This window comes from Streptosporangium fragile, assembly GCF_039534445.1.
In the GTDB taxonomy this organism is placed as follows: domain Bacteria; phylum Actinomycetota; class Actinomycetes; order Streptosporangiales; family Streptosporangiaceae; genus Streptosporangium; species Streptosporangium fragile.
Genome location: NZ_BAAAVI010000001.1, coordinates 140870 through 166888 on the forward strand (window position 1 = coordinate 140870; position 26019 = coordinate 166888).

Consider the following 26019-nt stretch of genomic DNA (forward strand, 5'->3'; position numbering starts at 1 on the left):
CACGCGTACGGGGTTGCAGAAAGACGGGCGGGTTTTTGACCCAAGCCTCCTTGTCCACTTTCTCCGGCGAAGGGTGGAGTTGGAGCAGGAGGCGAGAAACGGGAGGGTCTCATGAGCTTCATACAGGTCATCGAGTTCGAGAGCACCCACGAGGAGGACGTCCAGAGGCTGATGGACGAGTGGCGTGACACCACCGGGAACGAGCGCACGGCCACGCACACCACCCTCACCCGCGACCACACGCGCCCCGGGCACTACGTGGCCATCGTGCAGTTCCCCTCCTACGAGGAGGCCGTGCGCAACAGCAAGTTGCCGAAGACGGACGAGATGTCCCGGCGCATGCAGGAGCTGTGCGACAGCCCGCCCCGATTCGTGGACCTGGACGTGATACGGGACGAGGATCTTTGACGGTCCCGGCGCCCCTTCCCGCCGCGGCGCAGCCGGGGGAGGACCCCTGATGGGGGCGCGGCGCCGGAAGGGACGCGGCGCGCGCGGGGTCACGGCGGTTCTGGTCCCCGGAATGCTGGTCTCGGGGGCCCTGGCCTCCTGCGGGGTGGCAGCCCCCCGGCAGATCGGCGTCCCGGACCTCCGGCAGGCCGCCGTGACGGGCTCCGGGGAGGCCGCCGTGACGGGCTCCGGGGAGGCCGCCGTGACGGGCTCCGGGGAGGACACCGCGACGGGCTCCGGGGAGGACACCGCGACGGGCTCCCGGCGGGTCCGCGCGACCGGCTCCGGGCAGGGCCGGGTGACGGACCCCCGGCGGGTCGGCGTTCCCGTACCCGGCCGGGCCACCCTGACCGCCGGTCCCGCCCCGGCACCCACTCCCACCGGCGCCGGTGCCACGCCGTCGCTCGCCCCGGCCCCGCCCGCGCAGGCGCCGCCCTCGCTCACCCGGTCCGCGGTCGACGACGCCGTCGCCGGGCTCGGCGGTCTCGTACGGGACACCATGGCGAGAACGGGCATCCCGGGGATGGCGGTGGCCGTCGTCCACCGGGACCGGGACGTCTATCTCAAGGGCTTCGGCGTCCGGCGCGTGGGCGCGCCCGACCCGGTCGGCCCCGACACGGTCTTCCAGCTCGCCTCCGTCTCCAAGCCGCTGGCCTCCACCGTGGTCGCCGGGGCCGTCGGCCGGAAAGCGGTCTCGTGGGACGACCCGGTGGTCAAGCACGATCCGGGGTTCGCGCTCAAGGACCCGTGGGTGACCCGCCACGTCACCCTCGCCGACCTGTTCTCCCACCGCAGCGGCCTTCCCGACCACGCGGGGGACCTGCTGGAGGACCTCGGCTACGACCGTCGCTACATCCTCGGACGCCTCCGCGAGGAACCTCTCGCGCCGTTCCGCGCCCACTACGCGTACACCAACTTCGGCCTCACCGAGGCGGCGGTCGCGGTGGCGAAGGCCAGGGGGACGAGCTGGGAGGCCCTCTCGTCCGAGGTGTTGTACGAGCCGCTGGGCATGACGTCGACCAGCTCGCGCTTCGCCGACTACGCCAGGGCTCCGGACCGGGCTTTCACCCACGTCAGGGTGGGCGGCCGGTGGGAACCCGGGCACGTGCGCGACCCGCAGGCGCAGTCACCGGCGGGTGGGGCGAGCTCCACCGTGCGGGACATGACCCGGTGGATGCGCCTGCAGATGAGAAACGGCAGGTTCGGCGGCAAGCAGCTCATCGACGCCGCGGCCCTGGAACGGACCCACGTGCCGCACATCGTCTCCGGCCCGCCCCGGGCGCCGGCGGGCGAGCCGGCCTTCTACGGGCTCGGCTGGAACGTCGGTTACGACGATCGCGGCCGGCTCCGGCTCAACCACTCGGGCGCCTTCGAACTGGGCGCCGCCACCACCGTGACGCTTCTGCCGACCGAGGGGCTGGGAATCGTCGTCCTCACCAACGCCGCGCCGGTGGGCGCCCCCGAGGCGGTGGCCGCCTCCTTCTTCGACCTCGCGGAGAACGGCAGGGTCACCGTCGACTGGCTTGGCCTGTTCGGCGGGCTCTTCGCCCGGATGGACGAGGCCGACAGACCGAAGGCCGACTACTCCAGGCCACCGGCGGGCGCCGCCCCGGCCAGGTCCGACGCCGCCTACGCCGGCACGTACGCCAACGACTACTACGGCCCGCTCACGATCGGCGCCGTGAACGGCACCCTGGTGATGCGGCTCGGCCCGCGGGGCGAGCGGTTCCCGCTGCGGCACTACGACGGCGACATCTTCAGCTACCGGACCGCGGGCGAGAACGCCGTCGGTCTGTCCGGCGTGACCTTCACCGTGGGGCCCGAGGGCACGGCCACCCGGGTCAGGCTGGAGAACCTCGACCCGACCGGCCTCGGCGTCTTCACCCGCCGCTGAGACCGGGCCCCGGCCGCCGCCACCGTGTCGTGACCCTGAACGGCCGCCGTACGGCCGTCCTGAACGGCCCTCGCGGTCGAGGCTCGAATCCTCAGAGGTGCAACGCTGCCGGGGCACGGAAGGACGCGGTCAGAGACGTGGGAGAACGCCGTCAGGGGCGCGGCGACGTCCTGCGCCAGCCCTTGCTCCAGCCACGGCCGCTTCCACCGCCCGCCGCGGCCCGGCACCTCGGGCAGACTCGCCGTACCTCGTCGGCCGCGCCGCCCGACTCCGGAAACGTGTCCGTCCACGCCACGTGGTGGAACCGGCGCAGCCGCGACCGGCTCAGCGCCAGCCCGCAGAGCGTCTGGTTCGTCCCCGGCCACCAGGCGTGCACCTCGCCCGCCGGCAGCCGCACCCCGTCGTCGTCCATCCACTCGCCCGAGGCCGCGACCGAGGGCTCACCGCGTCCCGGCATCACGAGCCTCCTCTCCGCACCGCGCCCTTCCCGCACGAGGCGCGCCGTCACCGTCTCCCTGCCCGCACGGTGCGGTGCCATGTCGGCCGGCCCGCGGCGGATTCCTCCGGAGGATCCCGCGGGCGGATCCCTCCGGAGGCTCTCTCCGGCATATCCCTCAGGTCCGTCCGGCGGATGGTCGCGATCCGCCGCCGGGCCTGCCGTCGCGGCCTTCGCGCCGCTCGCCGTGGCGCCCCTGAGACATCAGGCGAGCTTGTCCAACCGGGTGACGTCGTCCTCGGTCAGTCGTAGGTCACCCGCGGCGACGTTCTCCTCCAGGTGTGCCACGGAGGCGGTGCCGGGGATCGTGAGGGTGACCGGGGATCGGGCCAGCAGCCAGGCCAGCGCCACCTGGGCACGGGTGGCGCCGTGGCGCGCGGCCACGGCGTCCAGCGTCTGCTCCTGCTCCTCGGTGGGTGCCATACCGGGCGGGATCTGGGACTTGTCCAGGCCGGGCCGGAGCATTCCCGCCGCGAGGGGGAAGTACGGGACGAACGCGATGCCGTACTCCTCGCAGGCGGCGAGGACGTCGGCGCTGCCCCGGTCGAGGAGGTGAAACCGGTTCTGCACCGCGACGATGGGGACCATCTCGCGGGCTTGGGCCAGCTGGGCGGGAGTGACCCCGCTGAGCCCGAGGTGGCGGATGAGCCCACGCTGCCGCAGTTCGACGAGCGCGCCGAGGGACTCGGTGAAGGGGGTCTCGTCGGGGAAGAGCAGGCCGTCACCGCCGACTCGCAGGTACACCAGGTCGAGGCGGGCCCTGCCGAGCCGGGAGAGATTCTCCTCCACCTGCTCGCGCAGCCGGGCCGGCGCGGCGGCGGGGTTCCAGCCCCGCCACTCGTCCCGGCTCACGCCGACCTTGGTGGCGATCACCAGGTCGTCCGGGTAGGGATGGAGGGCTTCGCGGATGAGGTCGTTGGCCACGTGCGGGCCGTAGAAGTCGCTGGTGTCGAGGTGCGTGACGCCGAGCTCGACGGCCCTGCGCAGGACGGACAACGCGCCCGCCCGGTCTTGCGGCGGTCCCCAGACCCCGGGGCCGGGCAACTGCATGGCCCCGTAGCCGAGACGGCTGACGGCCGGGCCGTCGACGAGCCGCAGGAGGCCGCCGGGGGCGGGGCGGTCGGTGGTCATATGTGGTCTCCTCACGTTGGTTGCGGGTCGGCCGGGACCCGGACGGCGCGGGTCTCCGCGGCCAGGCGTTCCCGCAACGCCTCTCCCCGCCGAAGAGGACGTCCAGGGGGTCGAGCACCCGGCCGCCCACGACCCTCGCCGGGTCGGCCGCGAGCGCGTCCCGGGTTTCCGCCCAGGGGCCATGACTTCCCCTCCTACTTGACGCTTATCGTCAAGTACTTGTCGTCAATCATCAAGTACTTGACGGTAAGCGTCAAGTGGCTTTTCCGGAGGATGCGGGGCCGGGAAGCCGCGATGGCGGGCGAGGTGGTGGTTTTCCACCAGAAATATGGAGGAAAATCGCAATGACCCCGGGAAAGGCGGCGTACCTGGCGTCGGGGGACGCTCAGAATCACCCTTGCCGCGATCTGCCGTGCCGTATCCCCTCTGCCTGGGCTCTCCCGGTCCGGCGACATCACCCCCGCGGCCGTCGACGCGTTCATCGCGGAGTACCGCGAGGCGACGGGCTTGCCCGGCGTGGCGGTGGCCGTCACCAAGGGGACGGAGATCATCCATGCCGCGGGGCACGGCGAGACGGCCTCGGGTGAACCCGTGACGGCCGACACTTCCATGGCCGTCGCGTCGGTCAGCAAGTCCTTCCCGCCCTGGAAGGCCGACCAGCCAAGGTGCTAAGGCCGTTGCCCGGCTCTGTCGACGAGGTGGGTCTCCAGTTGGGCGCTGAGCACGAGAGGGGTGCCCGCCGGCACGAAGACCGATCCCGAGGCGGAGTAGTTCGTACGGTCCTTGACCGTGACCCCGTACGTCCCCAGGTAGCGGAAGTCGTCCGGGCTCAGGATGAGCTCGTAGCGCGCCCAGTCGCCGGTGTAGGCGAACGCCACCCCACGGCGGCCGTCGGCGTCCACGGCGTCCGGCCGTACGGTCACTCCCTTGATCGAGGGCAGCGCGCGGAACAGCGCGGCGCGTACCTCCGGGCTGAGCGCCTGCTCGCCCATGAGCTGGTAGATCGCTTGGAAGAGCCGTTGCTCCCTGGGTTCCCTGTAGGGGCTGCCGTCGCTGTCGAGCCATCCGGCCATGGCATCCGCCGTGACCGTGTCGATCCGGCTGAGCACCTTCTGCGGGGTGACGGGAGGCTCGGCCAGTTCAGCCGCGGAGATCCCGGGATGTGTGCCCTGAACGAGCAGGTTGCCGCCGGGTTGGTACCAGGCCTGATGCTTGCCGTCCACACTGGTCCAGGTCTCGCTGGTGGTGCGCTCATCGAGGTTCACGCCGACCCCGGCACCGGGCGCCAGCCTCTCCTTCACGTACAGCCACTGGCCCGACGAGGGCTCCGGGCCGTCGTGGGTCTCGGCCGCCTCGGCCGCGCGCTCGCTGAGCTCCTGGACGCTCGCCACCGGCACCACCGATGGGGTCTGCGACCGGATCACCCCCAGACCCATCACCACCGCGAACGCACCGGCGAGCACGATCCGCCACGCGTACCGGGGCAGGCGTCGCCGCCCAGGTTCGCGGCCGGTCCGGATCTCGTGCAGCAGGCGGGCGCGGGCCGCCGCCTCCGCCTCGCGAGTGATCGCCGCGGTGGACGCGCGGAAACGCTTGATCTCCTCCACTACTCCTCCTCCTGGGCCGGGTCGTCGCCGCCGAGTGCGGCCCTTGCCTTCTTCCGCGCGCGATGCAACCGGGAGCGCACGGTCCCCACCGGGACGCCGAGTGCCTGCGCGGCCTCCTCATAGGACAGGTCACCCCATGCGATCAGCAGCAGCACGTCGCGGTCGCCGCGCGACAGTCCCGCCAGCGCCTTCGCGAGCCGTCGCTCCTCCTGCGCGGCGACGCGATCGACCACCGCGTCGGCCATCGGCTCCGGCAGCGGGTCCACCCCCGTACGGCTCAGTGCCCGCAGGAACCGCTCCTCGCCGCGCCGGTGCCTGGCGACCAGGGTGGTCGCGATGCCGTACAGCCAGGGTCTGGCCAGCGGCCGGGCCAGGTCGTAGGAGTCGCGGCGGCGGAAAGCCGCCAGGAACGTCTCCGCCGTGATGTCGTCGGCGGCCTGGGTGCCCAGCCGCCGCGCGACGTAGTGGTGGATCTGGTGGACGTAGCGGTCGAACAGCACGGCGAACTGCTCGGGATCGTCACGTGAGCGGCGGATCAGCTCGGCGTCGTCCGTCTCGTCCGTCTCGTCCGTCTCGACCGTCTCCGCCGGCCGGGCGGTCATCTCGGTCCTCGTGATGTCATGCCTGCTGTCTCCCGAAGGGCCGGGGCGGGTTCTCCCCGGAGGAGGACGGGACGCACGTCCGTGGATTCCGGCGGGGACGCGGCCCATGGAGAGAACGTTGGCGGGGCCTGCCCGCGGCGGTCTGTTCCCCGGTGGCGCCGGCACCCGCTCCGGGGGAGCGGGCTCCGCCTGATCTTCGCGACTGCCGCACCGGCGGAAATCCGGATGCCCGCGATGGAGGGCGGCGTGTACCCTGCGCGGGGATCGCAGGGAGGGAAACGCCGTGGGGCACGTGGAGGTCGCACATCTGACGTATGTCCTGCCGGATGGCCGGCCGTTGCTGAACGACGTGTCCTTCCGGGTGGGCGAGGGGGTCAAGGCGGCGCTCGTCGGCCCCAACGGGGCGGGCAAGACGACCCTGATGCGGTTGATCGCGGGTGATCTGCAACCGGTCGAGGGCAGCGTCGCGAGCTCCGGCGGTCTGGGGATCATGCGGCAGTTCATCGGGAACATCCGCGACGGCCGGTCCGTCCACGACCTGCTGGTGAGCGTCGCCCCCGAGCGGGTGCGCGTGGCCGCCGCGCGGCTGGAGGCCGCCGAGCTGGCGATGATGGAGTCCGACGACGAGAAGGTCCAGATGCGCTACGCGCAGGCCATCACGGACTACACCGACGCCGGCGGCTACGACATCGAGGTGCTCTGGGACACGTGCACCATGGCCGCGCTCGGCATCCCGTACGACGGCTGCAAGTATCGCGAGGTGAACACCCTCTCGGGTGGCGAGCAGAAGCGGCTGGTGCTGGAGGCGCTGCTGCGCGGGCCCGACCAGACGCTCCTGCTGGACGAGCCGGACAACTACCTCGACGTGCCGGGCAAGCAGTGGCTGGAGCAGGCGCTGCGTGAGACGTCCAAGACGGTGCTGCTGGTCAGCCACGACCGGCAGCTCCTGGCCAACTCCGCGGACCGGATCGTCACCGTGGAGTCCGGCAACGTCTGGGTCCACGGCGGGGGTTTCCGCACCTACGCCGAGGCGCGCAGGGAGCGCAACGAGCGCCTGGAGGAGCTGAAGAGGCGCTGGGACGAGGAGCACGCCAAGCTCAAGCGCCTGGTCAACATGCTGAAGAACAAGGCGAAGTACAACGACGGGATGTCCGCCGCCTACCACGCGGCCCAGACCCGTCTGCGCAAGTTCGAGGAGGCGGGTCCGCCGGAGGCCGCGCCCAGGGACCAGCTCATCAGCATGAGGCTCAAGGGCGGCCGGACCGCCAAGCGGGCGGTGATCTGCCAGGGGTTGGAGCTCACCGGCCTGATGAAGCCGTTCGACCTGGAGATCTGGTACGGCGAGCGGGTCGCGGTGCTGGGGTCCAACGGCTCGGGCAAGTCACACTTCCTGCGCCTGCTCGCCGGGGAGGAGGTCCGTCACACCGGCGAGGCCAGGCTCGGCGCCCGGGTCGTGCCGGGGCACTTCGCCCAGACCCACTCCCACCCGGAGCTCCTCGGCCGGACGCCCTGTGAGATCGTCATGACCGAGCACGCCCGGCTGAAGAACGAGGCGATGAAGGCGCTGGCCCGCTACGAGCTGGCCGGGACCATCGCCGAGCAGCGCTTCGAGACGCTGTCCGGCGGGCAGCAGGCACGCCTGCAGATCCTGCTGCTGGAGCTGTCGGGCACCACGCTGCTGCTGCTGGACGAGCCGACCGACAACCTCGACCTGGCCAGCGCCGAGGCGCTCCAGGAAGGTCTGGACGCCTTCGACGGGACCGTGGTGGCCGTCACCCATGACCGCTGGTTCGCCGACGACTTCGACCGTTACCTCGTCTTCGGATCCGATGGAAACGTCTACGAATCGTCCGAACCGGTCTGGGACGAGACCCGGGTGGTCCGCCGGAGGTGACACGGCCGGTCCGCACGGGGCAAAGAGTCGGTCTGCTCCTGGCGTGTCGGGGGTGACGGCGAGGGCGTCACGGGTTATGACGACTAGGTGACGCACAGTATCCGAATTGTCGGCGCCCTCGCCCTTCTGCTCGTCGCCGGATGCTCCGGCGAGGAGAAGCGGCAGGCCGTCGCGCTTCAGCCTCTCACGGTCAAGGAGCAGGTCTCGTCGATCGTCAAGGGCGACGACGGGTACGCGGTCAACTGGGCGGGCGTGCTCGTCAACGCCAATCGGTGGCACTTCGGCGAGCACGTGGTGGCCACCGTGGTGGCCAAGGACGCCCGGGGCAACGAGGTCGTCCGGATAGAGCAGCCGCTGGACGCCGTGCCTCCCGCCGGGACGCTCCCGTTCAGCGGGCAGGTCGTCGTCGAGGACAAGCCCGCGGACGTGAGCATCCAGTACCGCCCGGCGCGCTGGCACCAGGCCGGCCGGATCGTCTCCGCTTTCAAGCCCTTCCCGGTCTCCGACGTGATGACCGACCGCAAGGACGACGGTGCCTACCTCATCACCGGTTACGTGGGCTCGCCGTACGTGCTGCCGGTCCGCAGCCTGGCCGTCACCGCGCTGCTCCGCGACAAGAGGGGCAAGCTGCTCGGCGGCGGGAGCACGTTCGCCGACGACGTCCAGCCGGGGGAGAAACGCCGGTTCATTCTGCAGATCAAGAGCGTCGAGGACACCGGGGAGATCGCCACGGCCGAGGTGACCGCGCGGACCTGGGGCTCCAGCAGCCGTCCGTACGAACAGCTCGCTTTCGGCGGTGTCATACCCGCGAACACGGCCAAGCCGACCACACCGCCGTTCACCAGGGACCGTGGCGCGCAACTGACCGTCAACGGCGACAGCCGGCCGTGATCGTGCTCGTCTCCGGGGATCGCGCCCGTGCCCATGCCTGTCTCCGTGGTGGGCGGTCGCGGGGTCGCGCGGCGAGCCGAGGGTTCCGATCACCCCGTGGATTCCGGCGGCCCGCCGCTCGGCGTGCCCACCGCACCTGCCAATCCGGTCGAATAGCGATTAGTCCCCATTTATGCATGCATATCATGGGGAATTTGTGGCGGGCGATATTGAAGCGTCAAAGAAAACCGTTGCCACAATGGGGAAACGGCTGGAACTTGCCGTGATGTAGCCATTACCTTCGGTTACATGACTGACAGTGTCCTGGTCGAAGCTCTGCGTGCACGCGATCCGGGTGGCCTGGCCGCTCTCTACGACTGCTACGCCGAGAGCGTCTACCGATACTGCTGCTCGATGCTCGGCTCCCCCGACAGCGCCCAGGTGGCGCTGCGCGACACCCTCATCGCCGCCGAAGCCCATATTCACGCGCTTGCCGACCCTCGTCGGCTGGAGGCGTGGCTGTACGCACTCGCTCGGGGGGAGTGCGTACGCCGCAGCCTCGCCGCGGGGCCCGATCCGTCACCGCCCGACCCGGCGGCCGCCCGGGGCGGTGACGCCGACCTCCGGGTGATGGCGTGGAACGCCGTCCGGAGCCTGTCGCCCGACGACCGCGAGGTCCTGGAGCTGAGCTGCCGCCACGGCCTGGGGCCCGCCGACCTCGCCGCCGTGCTCGGCGTCACCGCCAGGGTCGCCGGCGCGCTGTACGAATCGGCGCGCGAGCGGCTGCGCGACGTGGTCACCGCGGAGGTCCTCGTCCGCAAGGGGCCCTACGACTGCGCGGGCCGGGCCCAGCTGCTGGCCGGTTTCTCCGGCGAGCTCACCCGCGAGACGCGCGAGCGGGTCATCCGCCACGTGAGCCGCTGCGACACCTGCGCCCCGCACCGGGTCAGGCAGGTCTCCGCGGCCAAGGTCTTCGATCTGTTGCCCGCGGCCGAGGTGCCGCCGACGCTGCGGGTGCGGGTGATGAGCTGCTTCACCGATCCGGAGCTCGTCCCCTACCGCCGCCACGTCGCCCAGCGGGTCGGCCTCCTCGACGGCGCGGGGTTTCCCGCCTTCGGGATTCGCCGGAGTCGTCGCCGGTCTCGTGTGGTGGCCGGCGCGGTGGCTGCGGTCGCTGCGGCGGCCGCCATCGCGCTGATCTTCGCCCAGGTCGCGGTGGAGCCCGCGGGCCGGAGGTCCGGCGTCACCTCGGAGTCCTTCCCGGCGGAGGCCGAGCCGCCGGGTGTCCGGCTGCCCCGGGAACCCGAGCCCGCCGACACCCCTGCGGCCCTCGACCCCGTCGGCGAGCGGTCCACCGGACCGGTCGGCTCCCTCGGCTCGACGGAGCCGGTCAGCGCCACCGGGCCCGTCGGTCCCGCCTTCCGGATCGGCGCGATCCCCCCGGGGCCGGTCGACCGCCCGGTCGGCGGCCCGCTCCGTCCGCCGGTCGACGATCCCGCCGACCGTCCGGGCGAGGGGCCGCCCGACGGGCCGGGAGATCCGGCGCCCGATCCCGTCCGGCCGTCCCCCGCCGATCCGCCGTCCCGGCCGGTGCTGCCCCCTCCCCGGGCGGACACCCCGGATCGGCCCCATCGCCCGCACCGCGACCACCACGGGCGGCGCCCGTCCGACCGCCCCTGCCGGTTCGCCCCCGGTCCGACCGCACCGCGGCCCCCGTACGGGAACCCCCCGCCTGCGCGGGGCGGCCGGGGCGGCGCCCCCAGGCCCCCGCAGAACGGTCGGCCTCCGCAGGCGAACCCCAGGCCCCCGCAGAACGGTCCGCGGCCTTCACCGGCGAATCCCCGGCTTCCGGGGGGCGATCGGGGATCCGCGGATCCCGGTCCCTCGGGCCCCCGTCCCGCCGACCCCGGCTCCTCCCGTCCGGGTCCTTCGAACCCGGGTCCCTCCGCCTCCTCCGCCCCCCAGGCGGGTTCCCCGGCTCCCGCAGCCTCCGGCGCCGCTTCGAGCGCGGCCTCCGGCGCCGCTTCGAGCGCGGTGCCCAGTGCCGCCCCGAGCGCGGCGCCGCTCCCGCCGGAGCCCTCCACCTCGCGGGAAAGCGCGCCGACCACCTGACGCCCGCCGCGTGACGCCGACCGCGGTACCCCGCCACGCCGTCGGCGTACGGTGACCGGTCGCCGTACGCCGACGGCGTTGACGACCGGGCGCCGACCGCTCCGCCCGACCCCGCCCTCTACGCGTGTGACTACAGGTAGTTATGTTTCTTGCGGGAAATGTGTGCGAAGAGTGACCGGGGGGAATCCTGGGGATGCCGCTTGTCTGCAGCAGGACGCTGCCGTGCGCGGTGACACGCAGCGTTATGCGGCATTACGGGGTGACTCGGGGGGAAACGCATGCATTCGCTTGTCAGGGGGCGCCGACGCGCCGCCGCGGTGGCGGGCCTGGCCTGTTGCCTCATCGCCGGTGCGGGAGCGCCCGCGGGCGCCGTGCCGGGCACGCCGGGCCCGTCCGCCGACGAGGTCGCCGCGGCGAGGTCCGAGGCCCACGAGCGCGACAGGCGGCTCGGCGAGGTCACGGTCATGGTCGCCGAGGCGCAGACCAGGCTGGAGGAGCTGGTCGTCCGGGCGGAGAAGCTCGTCGAGGCCTACAACGGCGAGGTGGTCGAGACGGCCCGTGCCAAGGAGGCCTACGAGCAGGCGGTCCGGCGGGCCGAGACCGCCCGGGCCGAGGTCGACCGGGCGCGTGAGGCGGTGGCCGCGATCGCCGCGCAGAACTACGGGAGCCTGGACCTGGCCCAGCCGATGATGGCGCTGATGGCCGACGGCGGCGCAGACCAGGGCTACCTCCACCGGGCCAGCGTCATGGCCCACATGGGCGGCGGACAGGCCGAGACGCTCAACGGGCTGCGCGACGCCCAGGAGGTCCTCGCCATCCTGCAGGACCAGGCCGAGGACGCCTACGCCAGGCAGCAGGAGGCGCAGGAGCGCGCCGAGGAGGCCAAGAGGGCCGCCGAGGAGGCCGTGGCCGCGCAGCTCGCGGAGACCCGGCGGATCGAGGAGGAGCAGGCGCGGCTGGAACGGCTGGCCGACGCGGCGCGCGACACCGCCGAGCTGCTGGCCAGGCAGCGGGAGGAGGCCCTGGAACGGGCCAGGATCGCCCGGCAGAAAGCCGCGCACGAGAAAGTCCGAGTGGCCGCGGTACGGCGCGACACGGCCCGGATGCGCGTGGCACGGGGGGAGCCCGTCGCTCGCTGGGCGCTCAACGTGACGGCGCGCTCGTCCAGGGGGGACATCGCGGCCGACTGGGCGCTCACCCAGCTCGACAAGCCCTACGTGTGGGCGGCCGACGGGCCCGGCGCCTACGACTGCTCCGGCCTGACGATGCGGGCCTGGGAGCAGGTGGGGGTCGATCTGGACCACTGGACCGGCACCCAGTGGACCGCGGGCCCGCACGTGCGGCTGAGTGAGCTGCACCGGGGCGACCTGCTGTTCTTCGGCCGCGTCACGGACAATCCCGGCGACATCTATCACGTCGGGATCTACATCGGCAGAGGGCTGATGGTGCACGCCCCGCAGACGGGGGACGTGGTCCGGGTCGCGCCGATATGGCGCGGCGACCTCGTCGGCGCGACCCGCCCCGCCTGAGGCTCGGTCCTCGCCGTCCGGCCGGGACTCGACGCCCGGCCGGACGACCGGGGCTCAGTGCTCGCCGTGCGCCTGCTCCTCGGCACGCTTGAGGGACCGGGAGATCTCCTCCTCGGCCTCGACCCGGCCGACCCAGTTGGCGCCCTCGACGGACTTGCCGGGCTCCAGGTCCTTGTAGACCTCGAAGAAGTGCTGGATCTCCAGGCGGTCGAACTCCGGCACGTGGTGGATGTCGCGGATGTGCTCCATCCGGGGGTCGGTGGCCGGGACGCACAGGACCTTGTCGTCGCCGCCCTTCTCGTCCGTCATGCGGAACATGCCGACCGCGCGGCACTTGATCAGGCAGCCGGGGAAGGTCGGCTCCTGGAGCAGCACCAGGGCGTCGAGGGGGTCGCCGTCCTCGCCGAGGGTGTCTTCGATGAAGCCGTAGTCGGCGGGGTACTGCGTGGAGGTGAAGAGCATCCGGTCGAGCCTGATGCGGCCCGTCTCGTGGTCCACCTCGTACTTGTTCCGTTGTCCCTTGGGAATCTCAACGAGAACGTCGAACTCCACCGCGGTTCCTCCGCTCAAGCCCCCGGGCACCCCCGGTTGGGCGTTAATGTCTCGTAGGCGTTGATGCCTTTGGATATCGATGATGAGAGGTCGGCGACGTCATGCGGCGCGAGCGGTGGGTGGCCTTGGTCACTCTCGTCTTGCTGCAGATGTTCGCCGTCGCGGCCGGCGTCCACCTGCTCACCAGCGGCCTGCTGGACGAGAAGGAGGAGCCCGATCCGGTCGCGTCAGCCGGACCGCCCCCCGTCCCGGTCATCACCGCGGGTCCGGTGCTGGCCGCGGGGGGGAACGGACCTCTCCCTGCCAAGGGTACTTTGGCGGAGCGGTTGACCAAGGCGCTGGGGGACCCCGCTCTGGGCGACAGGGTCGGGGCCGTGGTCCTCGACGCCGAGACGGGCACCACCCTGTTCGGCAGCGCCGCCGGCGTCGGCATCACCCCGGCCTCCACCACCAAGATCGTCACCTCGGTCGCCGCGCTCGCCTCGCTGGGCCCCGACGCCAGGCTGAGCACCCGCGTGGTGCGGGGCGCGTCGCCCGGCTCGATCATCCTGGTCGGCGGCGGTGACCCCACCCTCGCGGGCCCCCGGGCGCAGACCGGCCAGGCCTACCCCAAGCCCGCCTCGCTGGCCGCCCTGGCCTCCCACACGGCCAAGGCGCTCAAGGCGGCGGGGGTCGCCAAGGTGACGGTGGCCTACGACGACACTCTCTTCACCGGGCCGCGCGTCTCCCCGGCGTGGAAGCCGGTCTACATCCCCGACGGCGAGGTGGCCCCCGTCACGGCACTCATGATCGACGAGGGCCGGGTCTTCCCGGGGAATCGCAACCGGGTCTCCGACCCCTCCCGCGTGGCGCACGGCGCGTTCGTGTCGCTGCTGTCGAAGCACGGCATCACGGTCTCCGGGTCCGCCAAGCGGGTCAAGGCGCCCGCCGGGGCCGAGGAGATCGCCCGGGTCGACTCCGCGCCGGTCTACGCCCTGGTCGAGCGGGCGCTGACGCTCAGCGACAACGACCTGTCGGAGGCCCTGGCCCGGCAGGTGGCCCTCAAGGAGGGCGAGCCCGCGTCGTTCGACGGCGGCGCGGCGGCCGTCCACAAGGTCCTGGCCCGGCTCGGTCTCACCGACGGCGTCACGGTCCACGACGGCAGCGGGCTCTCGCCGAAGAACCGCATCGCACCCCAGGCCCTGGCCCGCCTGCTCGCGATGGCCGCCTCCCCGGCCAACCCGCGGCTGCGCCCGGTCGTCAGCGGCATGCCGGTCGCCGGCTTCACCGGCACCCTGGGGCGCCGCTTCGGCAAGAGCAACTCCGCCTACGGGCTGGTCCGTGCCAAGACGGGCACCCTGAACGGGGTCTCCACCCTGGCGGGTATGACCACCACGAAGAGCGGCCGGTTGGTGACCTTCGCCTTCATGGCGGACGACGTCACGTCCGGCGGGGGCGAGGCGGAAGCGGCCCTCGACAGGCTCGCCGCGCTGGTCGCCGCCGGTTGATCATCTGTTCGGGGTACGCGACCCGGCGGGAGAGCACGTACGGTGGACGGTATGCAGGTGATCGACTGGGATCTTGCCGTAGCGACCGGAACGCGCTTGGTGCGCCCCGGGCCGCAAGTGAGCCGAGAGGAGGCCCGGCAGGCCGTCGCCGATCTACGGCGGCTCTCGCGAGAAGCCGAGGGGCACGTCCGCGAGTTCACCCGAATCGACACCGAGACCGCGCCGCAACCCGCGACCATCGTCGACAGGCCGGGCTGGATCAGGGCCAACGTCGACGGCTTCCGGGTGGTGCTGGAGCCGCTGACCGAACGGATGGCCGCCCGGCGGGACCAGACGCCGGCGATCGTGAGCGCCGTGGGGTCGCGCGTCACCGGGGTCGAGGTCGGCGCGGTGCTGGCCTTCCTCGCCTCCCGTGTCCTCGGGCAGTACGAGCTGTTCCTGCCGCCCGACCCGACGGGCCAGGCGCCCACGGGCCGCCTCACGCTGGTCGCGCCCAACATCGTCCACGCCGAGCACGAGCTCAACGTCAACCCGCAGGACTTCCGCCTGTGGGTCTGCCTGCACGAGGAGACCCACCGCGTGCAGTTCACCGGCGTCCCCTGGCTGCGCGAGTACATCCGCTCGCAGATGACCGAGTTCCTGCTCGCCTCCGACATCGACCTGCCCGCGCTGCTCGACCGGCTCCGCTCGGCCGCCGACACGGTCGCCGACGTGGTCAGGGGCGGCGAGGGCAACCTCATCGACGCGATCCAGACGCCCGCGCAGAAGGAGATCCTCGACCGGCTCACCGCGGTGATGACCCTGGTCGAGGGCCACGGCGACTACGTGATGGACGCCGTCGGCCCGTCGGTCGTCCCCTCGGTCGCCGAAATCCGCGCCAAGTTCGGCCACCGCCGCGAGGGCGGCTCCCGCCTCGATCGCACGGTCCGCAGGCTTCTCGGCCTCGACCTGAAGATGAAGCAGTACGCCGAGGGGTCGTCCTTCGTCCGCACGGTCGTCGACCGTGCGGGCATCCACGGCTTCAACAAGGTCTGGACCTCGCCGCAGACCCTCCCCACCCAGGAGGAGATCAGCAAGCCCGAGCGCTGGATCGCCAGGGTCGTCGGCGCTCCCGCCCTCCCGGAGACGGGCGGCGCCACCACCGGCTGACCGGAGCCGCCACGGGCCCGCCGGGTGTCTCCGGGTGGTCCGGGGCGGTGGTGTCGCGGGCTCGCCATGGGTCCGCCGGGTGTCTCCGGGTGGTGCCACGGGTCCGCCGGACGGGGGCCCACGGCACATCCGGGGACCCGCTCGTGCCTGTGGGCCCGCTCGGCCTCCGAGCGTCTTCGGAGGGCACCGGCCGGGCCTGTCCGGTGAGGCGGCGGCCGTTCACCGGCCGGTACCGGCACCGATGGTCCGGCCGAGGCCGGACAATGGCGGGCATGGGTCCGCATCCCGCCGTCGCCGACGTCCGCCGCGCCGTGCGGCTCGCCCTGGGTGACCTGCGGCCGGGTGAACTCGTGCTGGCCGCGTGCAGCGGCGGCGCCGACTCCCTCGCGCTGGCCGCCGCGCTGGGCTTCGAGGCGCCCCGGGCGGGGCTGCGCGCCGGGCTGCTGACCGTCGACCACGGCCTCCAGGAGGGCTCCGCCGACCGGGCCGCCGAGGTCGTGCGGCTGGCGCCGCGCCTCGCGATCGGCCTGGCGGAGGCGCTGACCGTCTCCGTCGGCACCTCCGGCGGTCCCGAGGCGGCGGCCAGGCAGGCCAGGTACGCGGCGCTGTCGCGGGCGGCCGAGCGGCTCGGGGCGGCGGCGGTGCTCCTCGGGCACACCAGGGACGACCAGGCGGAGACCGTGCTGCTCCGGCTGGCCCGGGGGAGCGGCACCCGGTCACTGGCCGGGATGCCGGCGCGGGCCGGGATCTACCGGCGGCCGCTGCTGGGGCTCGGCCGCGCGACGACGGTGGCGGCCTGTGCGGCGCTCGGGCTGATCCCGTGGGACGACCCGCACAACCTCGACGCCCGCTACACCCGTGTCCGGGTCCGCGAGCGCCTGCTGCCCGCCCTGGAGCGCGAGATCGGCCCCGGCGTCGCCGAGGCGCTCGCCAGGACCGCGGACCTGTGCCGGGACGACGCCGACGCGCTCGACGCCTGGGCCGACGCCGTCTACGCACGCGCGGTCCAGGCCGCCGGAGATGCCCAGGATTGCGCTCTTAGCGATATCGAGACCGGCGGCCCGGTGGTGCGAGTGGCCGTACGGGAGATCGCGGACCTGCCCGCCGCCGTGCGGCGGCGGGTGCTGCGCAGGGCGGCGGTCGAAGCGGGGGCACCGTCCGGAACCCTGTCGGCGGCGCACATCCTGCAGGTCGACCGTCTCGTCACGGAGTGGCGGGGGCAGCGGCGCATCGAGGTGACCGGGGGGATCGGCGTGGTTCGACGGTATGGCACCCTGATATTCGCCAGACAGCCAGCAAGCCCCGTCTCGTAAGGAAAATCCCAGGTGGACGCAGCCGACATGGGCAAGGACCTCGCGAAGGTCCTCATTCCCGAGGAAGAGCTCCAGGCCAAGATCAAGGAGCTCGCGAGCCGGATCGACGACGACTACGAGGGCAAGGACCTGCTCATCGTGGGCGTGCTGAAGGGCGCGGTCATGGTGATGGCGGACCTGGCGAGGGCGCTGCACGTGCCGGTCCAGATGGACTGGATGGCCGTGTCGTCCTACGGAGCCGGCACCAAGTCCTCCGGCGTCGTGCGGGTGCTCAAGGACCTCGACACCGACATCGCCGGCCGCCACGTGCTGGTCGTCGAGGACATCATCGACTCCGGCCTGACCCTGTCGTGGCTGGTGCACAACCTGAAGTCGCGCAACCCGGCCTCGGTGGAGATCTGCACGGCGCTGCGCAAGCCGGACGCGATCAAGGTTCCGATCGACGTGAAGTACGTCGGATTCGACATTCCCAACGAGTTCGTGATCGGCTACGGGCTCGACTACGCGGAGCGGTACCGCAACCTCCCCTTCATCGGAACTCTCGCCCCGCACGTGTATGGAGCAGGCTGAAAAGTACGCCCTGCGCGAAGTACGCCATCCCCAATGGGGACATTGTCCACAGCGGCGGGGAACACCGGCCTACTTGACGTACGTTGGTAGGGCATAGCCGGTGCTGTCGGAGCAGTTACTCTGCGCGCCACACCGGTGTACCTTCGGACGACCGAAGAGGTGGCCCCCCGCCGTCTCTGGGTAGTCAGTTGGAGCGGTTAGGGATACCGCGAGCCCCGGGGCGGCCCGGGGTTGCAGGCCATGGTCAGGAAGGGACGGGCCCGCCGGGGTTCCGCATCGGATGGATCTCAAGCGATTTACACGTGGGCCACTGCTGTGGATCCTGGGCATCGTCGTGCTTCTCCTGCTCGTCACGACGATGTGGAGTGGTGACGGCAACTACGAGAGAGCCGACACCTCCAAGATCATCAGCTGGATCGACGAGGGTAAGGTCTCCAACGCCAAGATCACCGACAAGGATCAGCGCATCGAGGTCACCCTGACCGACAAGAAGCGCTACTACTCCTCGTGGGTGACGGGCCAGGGCGTCCAGCTCGCCGACCGGCTCGAGACCGCAGCCAAGAGTGGCAAGCTTCCCCAGGGTTACACCGTTGACGTGCCGAAGGAGAACTTCCTCCTCAGCCTTCTGGTGAGCTTCCTGCCGATCGTCATCATCGTGCTGATCTTCCTGTTCATCATGAACCAGATGCAGGGCGGCGGCTCGCGGGTGATGAACTTCGGCAAGTCGAAGGCCAAGCTCATCACCAAGGACACCCCCAAGACCACCTTCGCCGACGTCGCGGGTGCCGACGAGGCCATCGAGGAGCTCCAGGAGATCAAGGAGTTCCTGCAGGCCCCGGCCAAGTTCCAGGCGATCGGCGCCAAGATTCCCAAGGGCGTCCTGCTGTACGGCCCGCCCGGAACCGGTAAGACCCTGCTCGCCAGGGCCGTCGCCGGCGAGGCCGGGGTGCCGTTCTACTCGATCTCCGGCTCCGACTTCGTCGAGATGTTCGTGGGTGTCGGTGCCTCGCGCGTCCGCGACCTGTTCGAGCAGGCCAAGGCGAACGCCCCGGCGATCATCTTCATCGACGAGATCGACGCGGTGGGCCGTCACCGCGGCGCCGGTCTCGGCGGCGGTCACGACGAGCGCGAGCAGACGCTGAACCAGCTCCTCGTCGAGATGGACGGCTTCGACGTCAAGGGCGGTGTGATCCTGATCGCCGCGACCAACCGGCCCGACATCCTCGACCCGGCGCTGCTGCGTCCCGGCCGCTTCGACCGCCAGGTCACCGTCGACCGCCCCGACCTGGAGGGCCGCAAGGGCATCCTCCGGGTGCACGGCCGCGGCAAGCCGTTCGCCGAGGGCGTCGACCTCGACGTCATCGCCCGTCGTACGCCCGGCTTCACCGGCGCCGACCTGGCCAACGTGATCAACGAGGCGGCGCTGCTCACCGCGCGCGCCGACCAGAAGCTGATCACGATGGAGACGCTGGAGGAGTCCATCGACCGCGTGATGGCCGGCCCCGAGCGCAAGACCCGGGTCATGTCGGACCAGGAGAAGAAGATCATCGCGTACCACGAGGGCGGTCACGCCCTGGTCGCGCACGCGCTGCCCAACTCCGACCCGGTCCACAAGATCACGATCCTGTCCCGCGGCCGCGCCCTCGGCTACACGATGACGCTGCCGATGGAGGACAAGTTCCTCGCGACCCGCTCGGAGATGATGGACCAGCTCGCGATGCTGCTCGGCGGTCGCACGGCGGAGGAGCTCGTCTTCCACGAGCCCACCACCGGTGCCGCCAACGACATCGAGAAGGCGACCTCCATCGCCCGCCGTATGGTCACCGAGTACGGCATGAGCGAGCAGCTCGGCGCCCGCAAGTTCGGCACCGGCCAGGCCGAGGTCTTCCTCGGCCGTGAGATGGGCCACGAGCGCGACTACTCCGAGAAGATCGCCTCCACGATCGACGAGGAGGTCCGCCGCCTCATCGAGAGCGCGCACGACCAGGCCTGGGAGATTCTCGTCGAATACCGCGACGTGCTCGACAACCTGGTGCTGGAACTCATGGAGAAGGAGACCCTCTCCCGCGAACAGGTTCTCCAGATCTTCGCCCCGGTGGTGGTCAAGGAGAAGCGCCCGTCCTACTCCGGATACGGCAAGCGGCTGCCCTCCAACCGGCCGCCGATCCTGACCCCGAAGGAGCAGTCGGGCAACGGCTCCGTCCCCTCGGGCGCCGGCAACGGCGCGCTCCCGGCGGGCACGGTCCACCCCGACTCCGCCGCCAAGGGCGGGAACTGAGCGTGAGCGCCAAGCCGCTCAAGGTCGACTCCGCTCGCCTGGAGAAAGCGGTTCGCGAGATCCTCATCGCCATCGGTGAGGATCCCGACCGCGACGGCCTGCAGGAGACCCCGGCCCGCGTCGCCCGCGCCTACGCGGAGCAGTTCGCGGGCCTCGGGCAGACTCCGGAAGACGTCCTGACCACGGTCTTCGACGTCGACCACGACGAGATGGTGCTCGTCCGCGACATCGAGGTCTACTCGACGTGCGAGCACCACCTCGTGCCGTTTCACGGCGTCGCCCACGTCGGTTACATCCCCAACGAGAAGGGGCAGGTCACCGGCCTGTCCAAGCTCGCCCGCCTTGTCGACGTGTATGCCCGGCGCCCCCAGGTGCAGGAGCGGATGACCTCGCAGATCGCCGACGCGCTCATGAGCGTGCTGGAGCCGCGCGGGGTCATCGTCGTGATCGAGTGCGAGCATCTCTGCATGACCATGCGGGGTGTCCGCAAGCCCGGCGCGAAGACCATCACCTCGGCGGTGCGCGGAGACTTCCGCAACAGTGAGAAGACCAGGGCCGAGGCGATGGCCCTGATCATCCGCTGATCTCCGGGTGCGTATACGTCGGGCCGCATGGTTCTGCTGCGGGGTGCACCGGTGCCCAGTAGTGTGTTCGGCGTGCGGGGCGACGGGCCGATTCGTTATCCGCCAAGCCGGACCCGCGAGGCGGGCGGGTGGCGGGCAGCGCCTAGGCTTGTCGGCATGACTACGTGGAGTGTTCCGGGGCTGCCCGATCCGGGCCGGTGCCTTGTGATGGGCGTGGTCAACGTGACTCCCGACTCCTTCTCCGACGGCGGCCGGTGGTTCGACCCGGACGCGGCCGTGCGGCACGGGCTGGAGCTGGTCGAGCAGGGCGCCGACATCGTCGACGTGGGCGGCGAGTCCACCAGGCCCGGGGCGGCCCGGGTCACCCTCGAGGAGGAGCTGACCAGGGTCGAGCCCGTCATCCGGCGGCTGAGCCGCGAGGGCGTCGCGGTGAGCGTCGACACCATGCGGGCCGAGGTGGCCCAGGTGGCCGTAGAGGCCGGGGCCAGGCTGGTCAACGACGTCAGCGGCGGGCTGGCCGACCCGGAGATGCCCAGGGTCGTGGCCGCCTCCGGGGTGCCGTACGTGGTGATGCACTGGCGCGGCCACAGCCACAGCATGGACCGCCGGGCGGTGTACGGCGACGTGGTGACCGAGGTGCGCGAGGAGCTCGCCAAGCGGGTCGCCTCCGTGCTGGCCGAGGGGGTGGCCGAGGAGCAGATCGTGCTCGACCCGGGCCTCGGCTTCTCCAAGAACCCCGAGCACAACTGGGCCCTGCTCGCGGGGATCGACCGGCTCGCCGAGCTGGGCTACCCGTTGCTCATCGGGGCCTCGCGGAAGCGTTTCCTGGGCCGGCTGCTCGCCGACCCGGACGGCACGCCGCGTCCTTTCAGCCGCAGTGACGACGCCACGCTCGCCGTGACCGCGCTCGCTGCACACGCGGGCGCGTGGTGCGTCCGCGTGCACGACGTGCGTCCGAACGCGGACGCCGTCCGGGTGGCCGCCGCAGTCCAGGGAGCGAGATCATGAGCGTCGACACCACCGCCGTCGAGACGGTCAACCAGGCGTTCTACACCGCCATCGAGAACGCCGACCTCGACCGGATGACCGAGATCTGGGCCGACGACACGGACGACGAGCAGGTCAGCTGCGTGCACCCCGGGTGGCCGATCGTGAGCGGCCGTCAGGAGGTGCTGCGCTCCTGGGCGCTCATCATGGCCAACACGCCCTACATCCAGTTCGTGCTCACCGACGTGCGGGTCATGGTCCTGGGCGACGTCGCCATCCTCACCTGTGAGGAGAACATCCTCACCGCCGGCGACGAAGGTGAATCCAGCTTCGCCGCGGGCAAGGTGGTGGCGAGCAACACCTTCGTCCGGACGTCGGCGGGGTGGCGGCTCTGGCTGCACCACGGCTCACCCGTGCTGCAGGGGGACGACGACGAGGAAGAGGAAGCCGCGTGACCGACCGCACCGGTGAGCGGCCCGGCGAGGAGGGCGCCCGGCCCGCCGCGGGCTCCGGCCCGCACCCTGACCCGGCCCGCGACCGGCCGCAGGTCCACATCCACGACGGGATCAGCGACCTGATCGGCGACTCGGCCCACGACCCGTCCCGGCAGCCGGCGGGCCCCCCGCTCCCCGGCCCGGAGGAGGAGTTGCTCAGCGAGCCCGGACGCACCGTCCTGCCGGGCCCGTCCGAGCGGCGGCTGGGGGCCGGCCCCTGGCGGGTGCCCGACAGGATCAGCCTCAGGGGGCTGCGGGTGCGGGGACGGCACGGCGTGCTGGCGGCGGAGCGGGAGCTCGGCCAGGAGTTCGTCGTCGACGTCGTCCTCTTCCTGGACACGGAGCCCGCGGCGGCCGGCGACGATCTGACCCTGACCGTCCACTACGGCGAGCTCGCCGAGGATCTGGCGCGGGTCGTGGCGGGGGAGCCGGTCAACCTGATCGAGACCCTGGCCCAGCGCCTGGCGGACGTCTGCCTGGCCCGTGAGCAGGTCTGGTCGGTGGAGGTCAGCGTCCACAAGCCCGCCGCGCCGATCCCGCTGCCCTTCGACGACGTGGTCGTGACGATCACCCGGAGCCGGTCATGAGAGTCGTGATCGCGCTCGGCAGCAACCTGGGCGACCGGTTCGGCACCCTGCAGGGCGCGGTCGACGCGCTCTTCGACACGCCGGGGCTCACCTTCGTCGCGGTCTCGCCGGTCTTCGAGACCGACCCGGTGGGCGGCCCCGAGCAGGGACCGTACCTCAACGCGGTGGTGATCGCCGAGAGCGGGCTGGAACCCCGGGCGCTCCTCGATCGTGCTCAGGGTGTGGAGAACGCATTCGGCAGGGTCCGCGCCGAGCGCTGGGGCCCGCGCACCCTGGACGTCGATCTGATCGCCGTGGGGGACGTCGTCATGGACGACCCCGACCTGACGCTGCCCCACCCCAGGGCGCACGAGCGCGCGTTCGTGCTGGTGCCGTGGGCGGAGGCCGACCCGGACGCGAGCCTGTCCGGGCGCAAGGTCGCCGACCTGCTGGCCGGGCTCGACCGGAGTTCGGTGCGGCCCCGCGCGGACCTGACCCTCCTGGGGCCCGCGTGAGGCCTACCCGTCCCGGCGTCCTCGTCGGGCTTGTCGTCGTGTTCACGATCCTCAGCTGGGCGGTTCTGAAGCCCCTCTACTCGTCCCTGCCCACCGTGCCGTGGACCGCCATCCCGACGGTGTTCCTGCTCGCGCTCGGCGAGTTCTACAGCGGGTGGATGACCAGGGCCAGAATCCACCGCAGGCCCGGCACCAAGCCGGTCGAGCCGCTGGCGGTGGCCCGGCTGGCCGCCCTCGCCAAGGCCTCCGCGTACGGCGGCGCCGTCTTCGCCGGGCTCTTCGCGGGTTTCGCCCTCTACACCGCCGACCTGCTCGACCAGGAGACGCCCGGCCGCGACTTCCTCATCGCCGGTGGCTCGTTCCTGGCCTGCGTACTCCTGATCTGCTCGGCCCTGTACCTGGAGTACTGCTGCAAGGTGCCCAAGGACTCCGGCGAGGACGAACGCTGAGCGGCCTCCGGCCGGCGCCCCGTACCTCCCCGGCGCCCCGAGGTCCCGCCGGTCAGGCAGGGTCGGCGGGATCGGGGGCCGGCCCCGGCTTCGGGGCCTCCTCCCGGCGCCGCGAACCGGCCCACCTGCGGCCGAAGAGCATGATGACCGGGAGCGTGCACACCAGCGCCCCGCCGACGGCCAGGGGCCGCTCCAGCCACCAGAACAGGTCCGGTGGGGTGACGCGTCCCGCGGGGCCGCCGCCGAACAGCCACCAGGTCAGCGCCACCCAGATCGCCATGCCGGTCGTGTGGAACAGGAAGAGCGGCAGCGCGAACCTGTTGACCGTCTCGTTCACGCGCTGCCACCCGGGGCGTTCCAGCAGGTGCTCCATGGTCGGCCGCACCACCTCCACCAGGCCGATCTGGAAGACCAGCAGGGCCACGATGACGAAGGTCGGCGGAGCCATGTTGGACAGCTTGTCGCCGGGCACGCCCACCATCGAGCCCGGGTAGATGCCCGAGTAGACCAGGCCGAACAGGGCGAACAGCCCGGTCCACAGGATGGCGACGTCGAAGCGGCGGGGCAGCGCCACCACCCTGTCGTAGAAGAACCCCGCCTGGTGGGCCAGCCCCCAGACGATGACCATGTTGAGCCAGCCCACGGCCTCGTACCCGTAGCGCAGCCGCAGCACGTCGACCACCAGCGCGGCGCCGGCGAGCCAGATCAGGGCCAGCACGTCGAAGCGCCGGTGCAGCCAGAGCGCGACCGGGAGCAGGGCGATCAGCACCAGGTAGACGCCGATGAACCACAGCGGGCTGATGACGAGCAGGACGACACGGTCCATCCACCGGACCCCGAACGCCTGCGCGACGATCGCGCCCAGCACGGCCCAGGTGCCGGCCAGCGCCAGCGCCGGGACCGCCAGGCTGCGGATGCGCCGCCACACGAAGGTGCCGAGGCCGACCCCGCGCTCGCACGCCCGGTTCCACGACAGCAGGTGGACGTGGCCGCCCACGTAGAAGAAGAGCGGCAGCACCTGCAGCAGCCACGTCAGGATCCACAGCCCCGAGGTGAAGCCCAGCGGGCTCGTCGGCGAGGGGCCGGCCGGCCCCCACTCCAGGATCGTGAACGCCCAGTGCCAGACGACCACGACGAGCAGGCTGAACGCCCGGAGCCAGTCGACGTACTTGTCGCGCCGCGGTCCGGAGGCCGCCGGGGGCGCCGCCGTGCCGCCGTCTTCGATCATGCGGTCGTACCGTGCCTCACTGCTCGGGTCTCTGCCTGGCGACGCCGCCCTCGGTTACTTGTCGATGTCGCCCACGACGAAGAACATCGAGCCGAGGATGGCGATCATGTCGGAGACCAGGTGACCGGGGAGCATCTCGCGCAGCACCTGGACGTTGTTGAAGGAGGCCGAGCGGAGCTTCAGCCGCCACGGCGTCTTCTCCCCGCGCGAGACCAGGTAGTAGCCGTTGAGGCCCAGCGGGTTCTCCGTCCAGGCGTAGGTGTGGCCCTCCGGGACCTTCAGCACCTTGGGCAGACGCTGGTTGATCGGCCCCTGGGGCAGCTCGCGGAGCCGCTCCACGCAGGCGTCGGCCAGGTCCAGGGAGACCTTGAGCTGCTCCAGCAGCACCTGGAAACGGGCCAGGCAGTCTCCGGCCGACCGGGTGACGACCTTCACCGGCAGCTCGCCGTAGGCCAGGTAGGGCTCGTCCCTGCGCAGGTCCACGTCGACGCCCGAGGCGCGGGCGATCGGGCCGCTCACGCCGTACTGCAGGATCGTCTCGCGGTGCAGGACGCCCACGCCGCGCGTGCGGGCGAGGAAGATCTCGTTGCCGGAGATCAGGTTCTCGATGTCGGGCAGCCGGCGCCGCACGTCGGCCACCGCCCGGGAGACCCGGCTCAGCCACCCCTCGGGCAGCTCCTCCTTCAGGCCGCCGACCCGGTTGAACATGTAGTGCATGCGCCCGCCGGAGATCTCCTCCATCACCCCCTGGAGGGTCTCGCGTTCCCGGAAGGCGTAGAAGATCGAGGTGATCGCGCCGAGCTCCAGGGGATAGGAGCCGAGGAACATCAGGTGGCTGAGCGCCCGGTTGAGCTCGGCCATCAGCGTGCGCGTCCAGACGGCCCTGACCGGGACCTCCATGCCGAGCATGCGTTCCACCGCCAGCACGACGCCCAGCTCGTTGGCGAACGCCGACAGCCAGTCGTGCCGGTTGGCCAGGACGATGATCTGCCGGTAGTCCCGGACCTCGAACAGCTTCTCCGCGCCGCGGTGCATGTAGCCCACGACCGGCTCGGCCGCGCTGATCCGCTCACCGTCCAGGGTGAGGCGCAGGCGCAGCACGCCGTGCGTGGACGGGTGCTGCGGCCCGATGTTGAGGACCATGTCCTCGGTGGCGAGCTCCTTGCCGTGCGTTTCCTGCACGGCGCCGGCTCCCGCCCCGATTCCCACGTCCAGGCTCCGGGACACGCCCTCGGCACGAGGCTCAGTCATAGCCCCATGCTGTC

General features: G+C 71.7%; 25 protein-coding genes. 18 read left to right on the forward strand and 7 right to left on the reverse strand.

The genetic code is table 11. From position 1 onward, the window contains the following. Positions 1 to 111: 111 nt before the first annotated feature. Both ABD841_RS00675 and ABD841_RS00680 read left to right on the forward strand, forming a co-directional pair. Complete coding sequence (locus ABD841_RS00675; RefSeq protein ID WP_344966632.1) at positions 112 to 408, forward strand: hypothetical protein; 297 nt, start codon at positions 112 to 114, stop codon at positions 406 to 408. A gap of 112 nt (positions 409 to 520) precedes the next feature. Beyond that, on the forward strand, positions 521 to 2341 hold the full coding sequence (locus ABD841_RS00680; RefSeq protein ID WP_344966634.1) for a serine hydrolase: 1821 nt from the start codon (positions 521 to 523) through the stop codon (positions 2339 to 2341). A 151-nt stretch (positions 2342 to 2492) separates the two neighbouring features. On the opposite strand, the gene ABD841_RS00685 is transcribed toward ABD841_RS00680, so the two are convergent. Together ABD841_RS00685 and ABD841_RS00690 are read right to left on the reverse strand one after the other, a co-directional pair. Then, positions 2493 to 2798 carry a hypothetical protein gene (locus ABD841_RS00685; RefSeq protein WP_344966636.1) on the reverse strand — a complete coding sequence of 102 codons (306 nt, stop codon included), beginning with the start codon at positions 2796 to 2798 and terminating at the stop codon, positions 2493 to 2495. A gap of 243 nt (positions 2799 to 3041) precedes the next feature. Beyond that, positions 3042 to 3968, reverse strand: coding sequence for an oxidoreductase (locus tag ABD841_RS00690; RefSeq protein WP_344966638.1), 927 nt, complete (start codon positions 3966 to 3968; stop codon positions 3042 to 3044). Positions 3969 to 4490: 522 nt separating this feature from the next. Here ABD841_RS00690 and ABD841_RS00695 point away from each other — a divergent pair. Next, the gene (locus ABD841_RS00695) at positions 4491 to 4640 is read left to right on the forward strand and encodes a hypothetical protein (RefSeq protein WP_344967039.1); all 150 of its coding nucleotides are present in this window, start codon (positions 4491 to 4493) and stop codon (positions 4638 to 4640) included. Here ABD841_RS00695 and ABD841_RS00700 read toward each other — a convergent pair. After that, positions 4637 to 5575, reverse strand: coding sequence for a CU044_5270 family protein (locus ABD841_RS00700; protein ID WP_344966640.1), 939 nt, complete (start codon positions 5573 to 5575; stop codon positions 4637 to 4639). The two genes, ABD841_RS00695 and ABD841_RS00700, sit on opposite strands and share 4 nt — an antisense overlap. Then, the gene (locus ABD841_RS00705; RefSeq protein ID WP_344966642.1) at positions 5575 to 6177 is read right to left on the reverse strand and encodes an RNA polymerase sigma factor; all 603 of its coding nucleotides are present in this window, start codon (positions 6175 to 6177) and stop codon (positions 5575 to 5577) included. Before ABD841_RS00705 ends, ABD841_RS00700 begins: the two co-directional genes overlap by 1 nt. A 283-nt stretch (positions 6178 to 6460) precedes the next feature. Between ABD841_RS00705 and ABD841_RS00710 the strand changes: the two genes are divergently transcribed. The 4 genes from ABD841_RS00710 (at position 6461) to ABD841_RS00725 (ending at position 12582) form a co-directional block, all read left to right on the forward strand. Then, positions 6461 to 8071, forward strand: coding sequence for an ABC-F family ATP-binding cassette domain-containing protein (locus ABD841_RS00710; protein ID WP_344966644.1), 1611 nt, complete (start codon positions 6461 to 6463; stop codon positions 8069 to 8071). Positions 8072 to 8158: 87 nt separating this feature from the next. Beyond that, the gene (locus tag ABD841_RS00715; protein WP_344966646.1) at positions 8159 to 8962 is read left to right on the forward strand and encodes a hypothetical protein; all 804 of its coding nucleotides are present in this window, start codon (positions 8159 to 8161) and stop codon (positions 8960 to 8962) included. 288 nt (positions 8963 to 9250) lie between these two features. Beyond that, complete coding sequence (locus ABD841_RS00720; protein WP_344966648.1) at positions 9251 to 11053, forward strand: RNA polymerase sigma factor; 1803 nt, start codon at positions 9251 to 9253, stop codon at positions 11051 to 11053. Positions 11054 to 11331: 278 nt separating this feature from the next. After that, positions 11332 to 12582: a C40 family peptidase gene (locus ABD841_RS00725; protein ID WP_344966650.1), complete on the forward strand. Its 1251-nt coding sequence runs from the start codon at positions 11332 to 11334 to the stop codon at positions 12580 to 12582. 54 nt (positions 12583 to 12636) lie between these two features. On the opposite strand, the gene ABD841_RS00730 is transcribed toward ABD841_RS00725, so the two are convergent. Then, positions 12637 to 13134, reverse strand: coding sequence for an inorganic diphosphatase (locus tag ABD841_RS00730; protein WP_344966652.1), 498 nt, complete (start codon positions 13132 to 13134; stop codon positions 12637 to 12639). Positions 13135 to 13253: 119 nt separating this feature from the next. On the opposite strand from ABD841_RS00730, the gene dacB reads away from it, so the two are divergent. The 11 genes from dacB to ABD841_RS00785 all read left to right on the forward strand — a co-directional run bounded on the left by dacB (position 13254) and on the right by ABD841_RS00785 (position 23526). Next, positions 13254 to 14621, forward strand: a complete 1368-nt coding sequence (gene dacB, locus ABD841_RS00735; protein ID WP_344967042.1) for a D-alanyl-D-alanine carboxypeptidase/D-alanyl-D-alanine endopeptidase — start codon at positions 13254 to 13256, stop codon at positions 14619 to 14621. A gap of 51 nt (positions 14622 to 14672) precedes the next feature. After that, positions 14673 to 15770 carry a zinc-dependent metalloprotease gene (locus tag ABD841_RS00740; protein ID WP_344966655.1) on the forward strand — a complete coding sequence of 366 codons (1098 nt, stop codon included), beginning with the start codon at positions 14673 to 14675 and terminating at the stop codon, positions 15768 to 15770. A gap of 272 nt (positions 15771 to 16042) precedes the next feature. Next, positions 16043 to 17083, forward strand: coding sequence for a tRNA lysidine(34) synthetase TilS (gene tilS, locus ABD841_RS00745; RefSeq protein WP_344966657.1), 1041 nt, complete (start codon positions 16043 to 16045; stop codon positions 17081 to 17083). Between the two features lie 12 nt (positions 17084 to 17095). Next, positions 17096 to 17653: a hypoxanthine phosphoribosyltransferase gene (gene hpt / locus ABD841_RS00750; RefSeq protein ID WP_344966659.1), complete on the forward strand. Its 558-nt coding sequence runs from the start codon at positions 17096 to 17098 to the stop codon at positions 17651 to 17653. A gap of 280 nt (positions 17654 to 17933) precedes the next feature. Further along, positions 17934 to 19931, forward strand: a complete 1998-nt coding sequence (ftsH, locus tag ABD841_RS00755) for an ATP-dependent zinc metalloprotease FtsH (protein WP_344966661.1) — start codon at positions 17934 to 17936, stop codon at positions 19929 to 19931. Between the two features lie 2 nt (positions 19932 to 19933). Next, positions 19934 to 20515 carry a GTP cyclohydrolase I FolE gene (gene folE, locus ABD841_RS00760; RefSeq protein WP_344966663.1) on the forward strand — a complete coding sequence of 194 codons (582 nt, stop codon included), beginning with the start codon at positions 19934 to 19936 and terminating at the stop codon, positions 20513 to 20515. A gap of 156 nt (positions 20516 to 20671) precedes the next feature. Continuing rightward, positions 20672 to 21523 (forward strand): dihydropteroate synthase, encoded by an 852-nt coding sequence (gene folP / locus ABD841_RS00765; protein WP_344966665.1) that lies wholly within the window; start codon positions 20672 to 20674, stop codon positions 21521 to 21523. Beyond that, complete coding sequence (locus ABD841_RS00770) at positions 21520 to 21957, forward strand: nuclear transport factor 2 family protein (RefSeq protein ID WP_344966667.1); 438 nt, start codon at positions 21520 to 21522, stop codon at positions 21955 to 21957. The genes folP and ABD841_RS00770 overlap by 4 nt, the downstream gene beginning before the upstream one ends. A gap of 263 nt (positions 21958 to 22220) precedes the next feature. Further along, positions 22221 to 22583, forward strand: a complete 363-nt coding sequence (gene folB, locus ABD841_RS00775) for a dihydroneopterin aldolase (protein WP_344967044.1) — start codon at positions 22221 to 22223, stop codon at positions 22581 to 22583. Then, the gene (gene folK, locus ABD841_RS00780) at positions 22580 to 23077 is read left to right on the forward strand and encodes a 2-amino-4-hydroxy-6-hydroxymethyldihydropteridine diphosphokinase (protein WP_344966669.1); all 498 of its coding nucleotides are present in this window, start codon (positions 22580 to 22582) and stop codon (positions 23075 to 23077) included. The genes folB and folK overlap by 4 nt, the downstream gene beginning before the upstream one ends. Then, a complete protein-coding gene (locus tag ABD841_RS00785) occupies positions 23074 to 23526 on the forward strand; it encodes a DUF3180 domain-containing protein (protein WP_344966671.1) in 453 nt (150 codons plus the stop codon). The genes folK and ABD841_RS00785 overlap by 4 nt, the downstream gene beginning before the upstream one ends. Before the next feature lie 52 nt (positions 23527 to 23578). On the opposite strand, the gene ABD841_RS00790 is transcribed toward ABD841_RS00785, so the two are convergent. Beyond that, on the reverse strand, positions 23579 to 24754 hold the full coding sequence (locus ABD841_RS00790) for an acyltransferase family protein (protein WP_344966673.1): 1176 nt from the start codon (positions 24752 to 24754) through the stop codon (positions 23579 to 23581). Between the two features lie 54 nt (positions 24755 to 24808). Further along, entirely contained in the window at positions 24809 to 26005 is a 1197-nt protein-coding gene (locus ABD841_RS00795) for an NADH-quinone oxidoreductase subunit D (RefSeq protein ID WP_344966675.1), read from the reverse strand. Between the last annotated feature and the right edge of the window lie 14 nt (positions 26006 to 26019).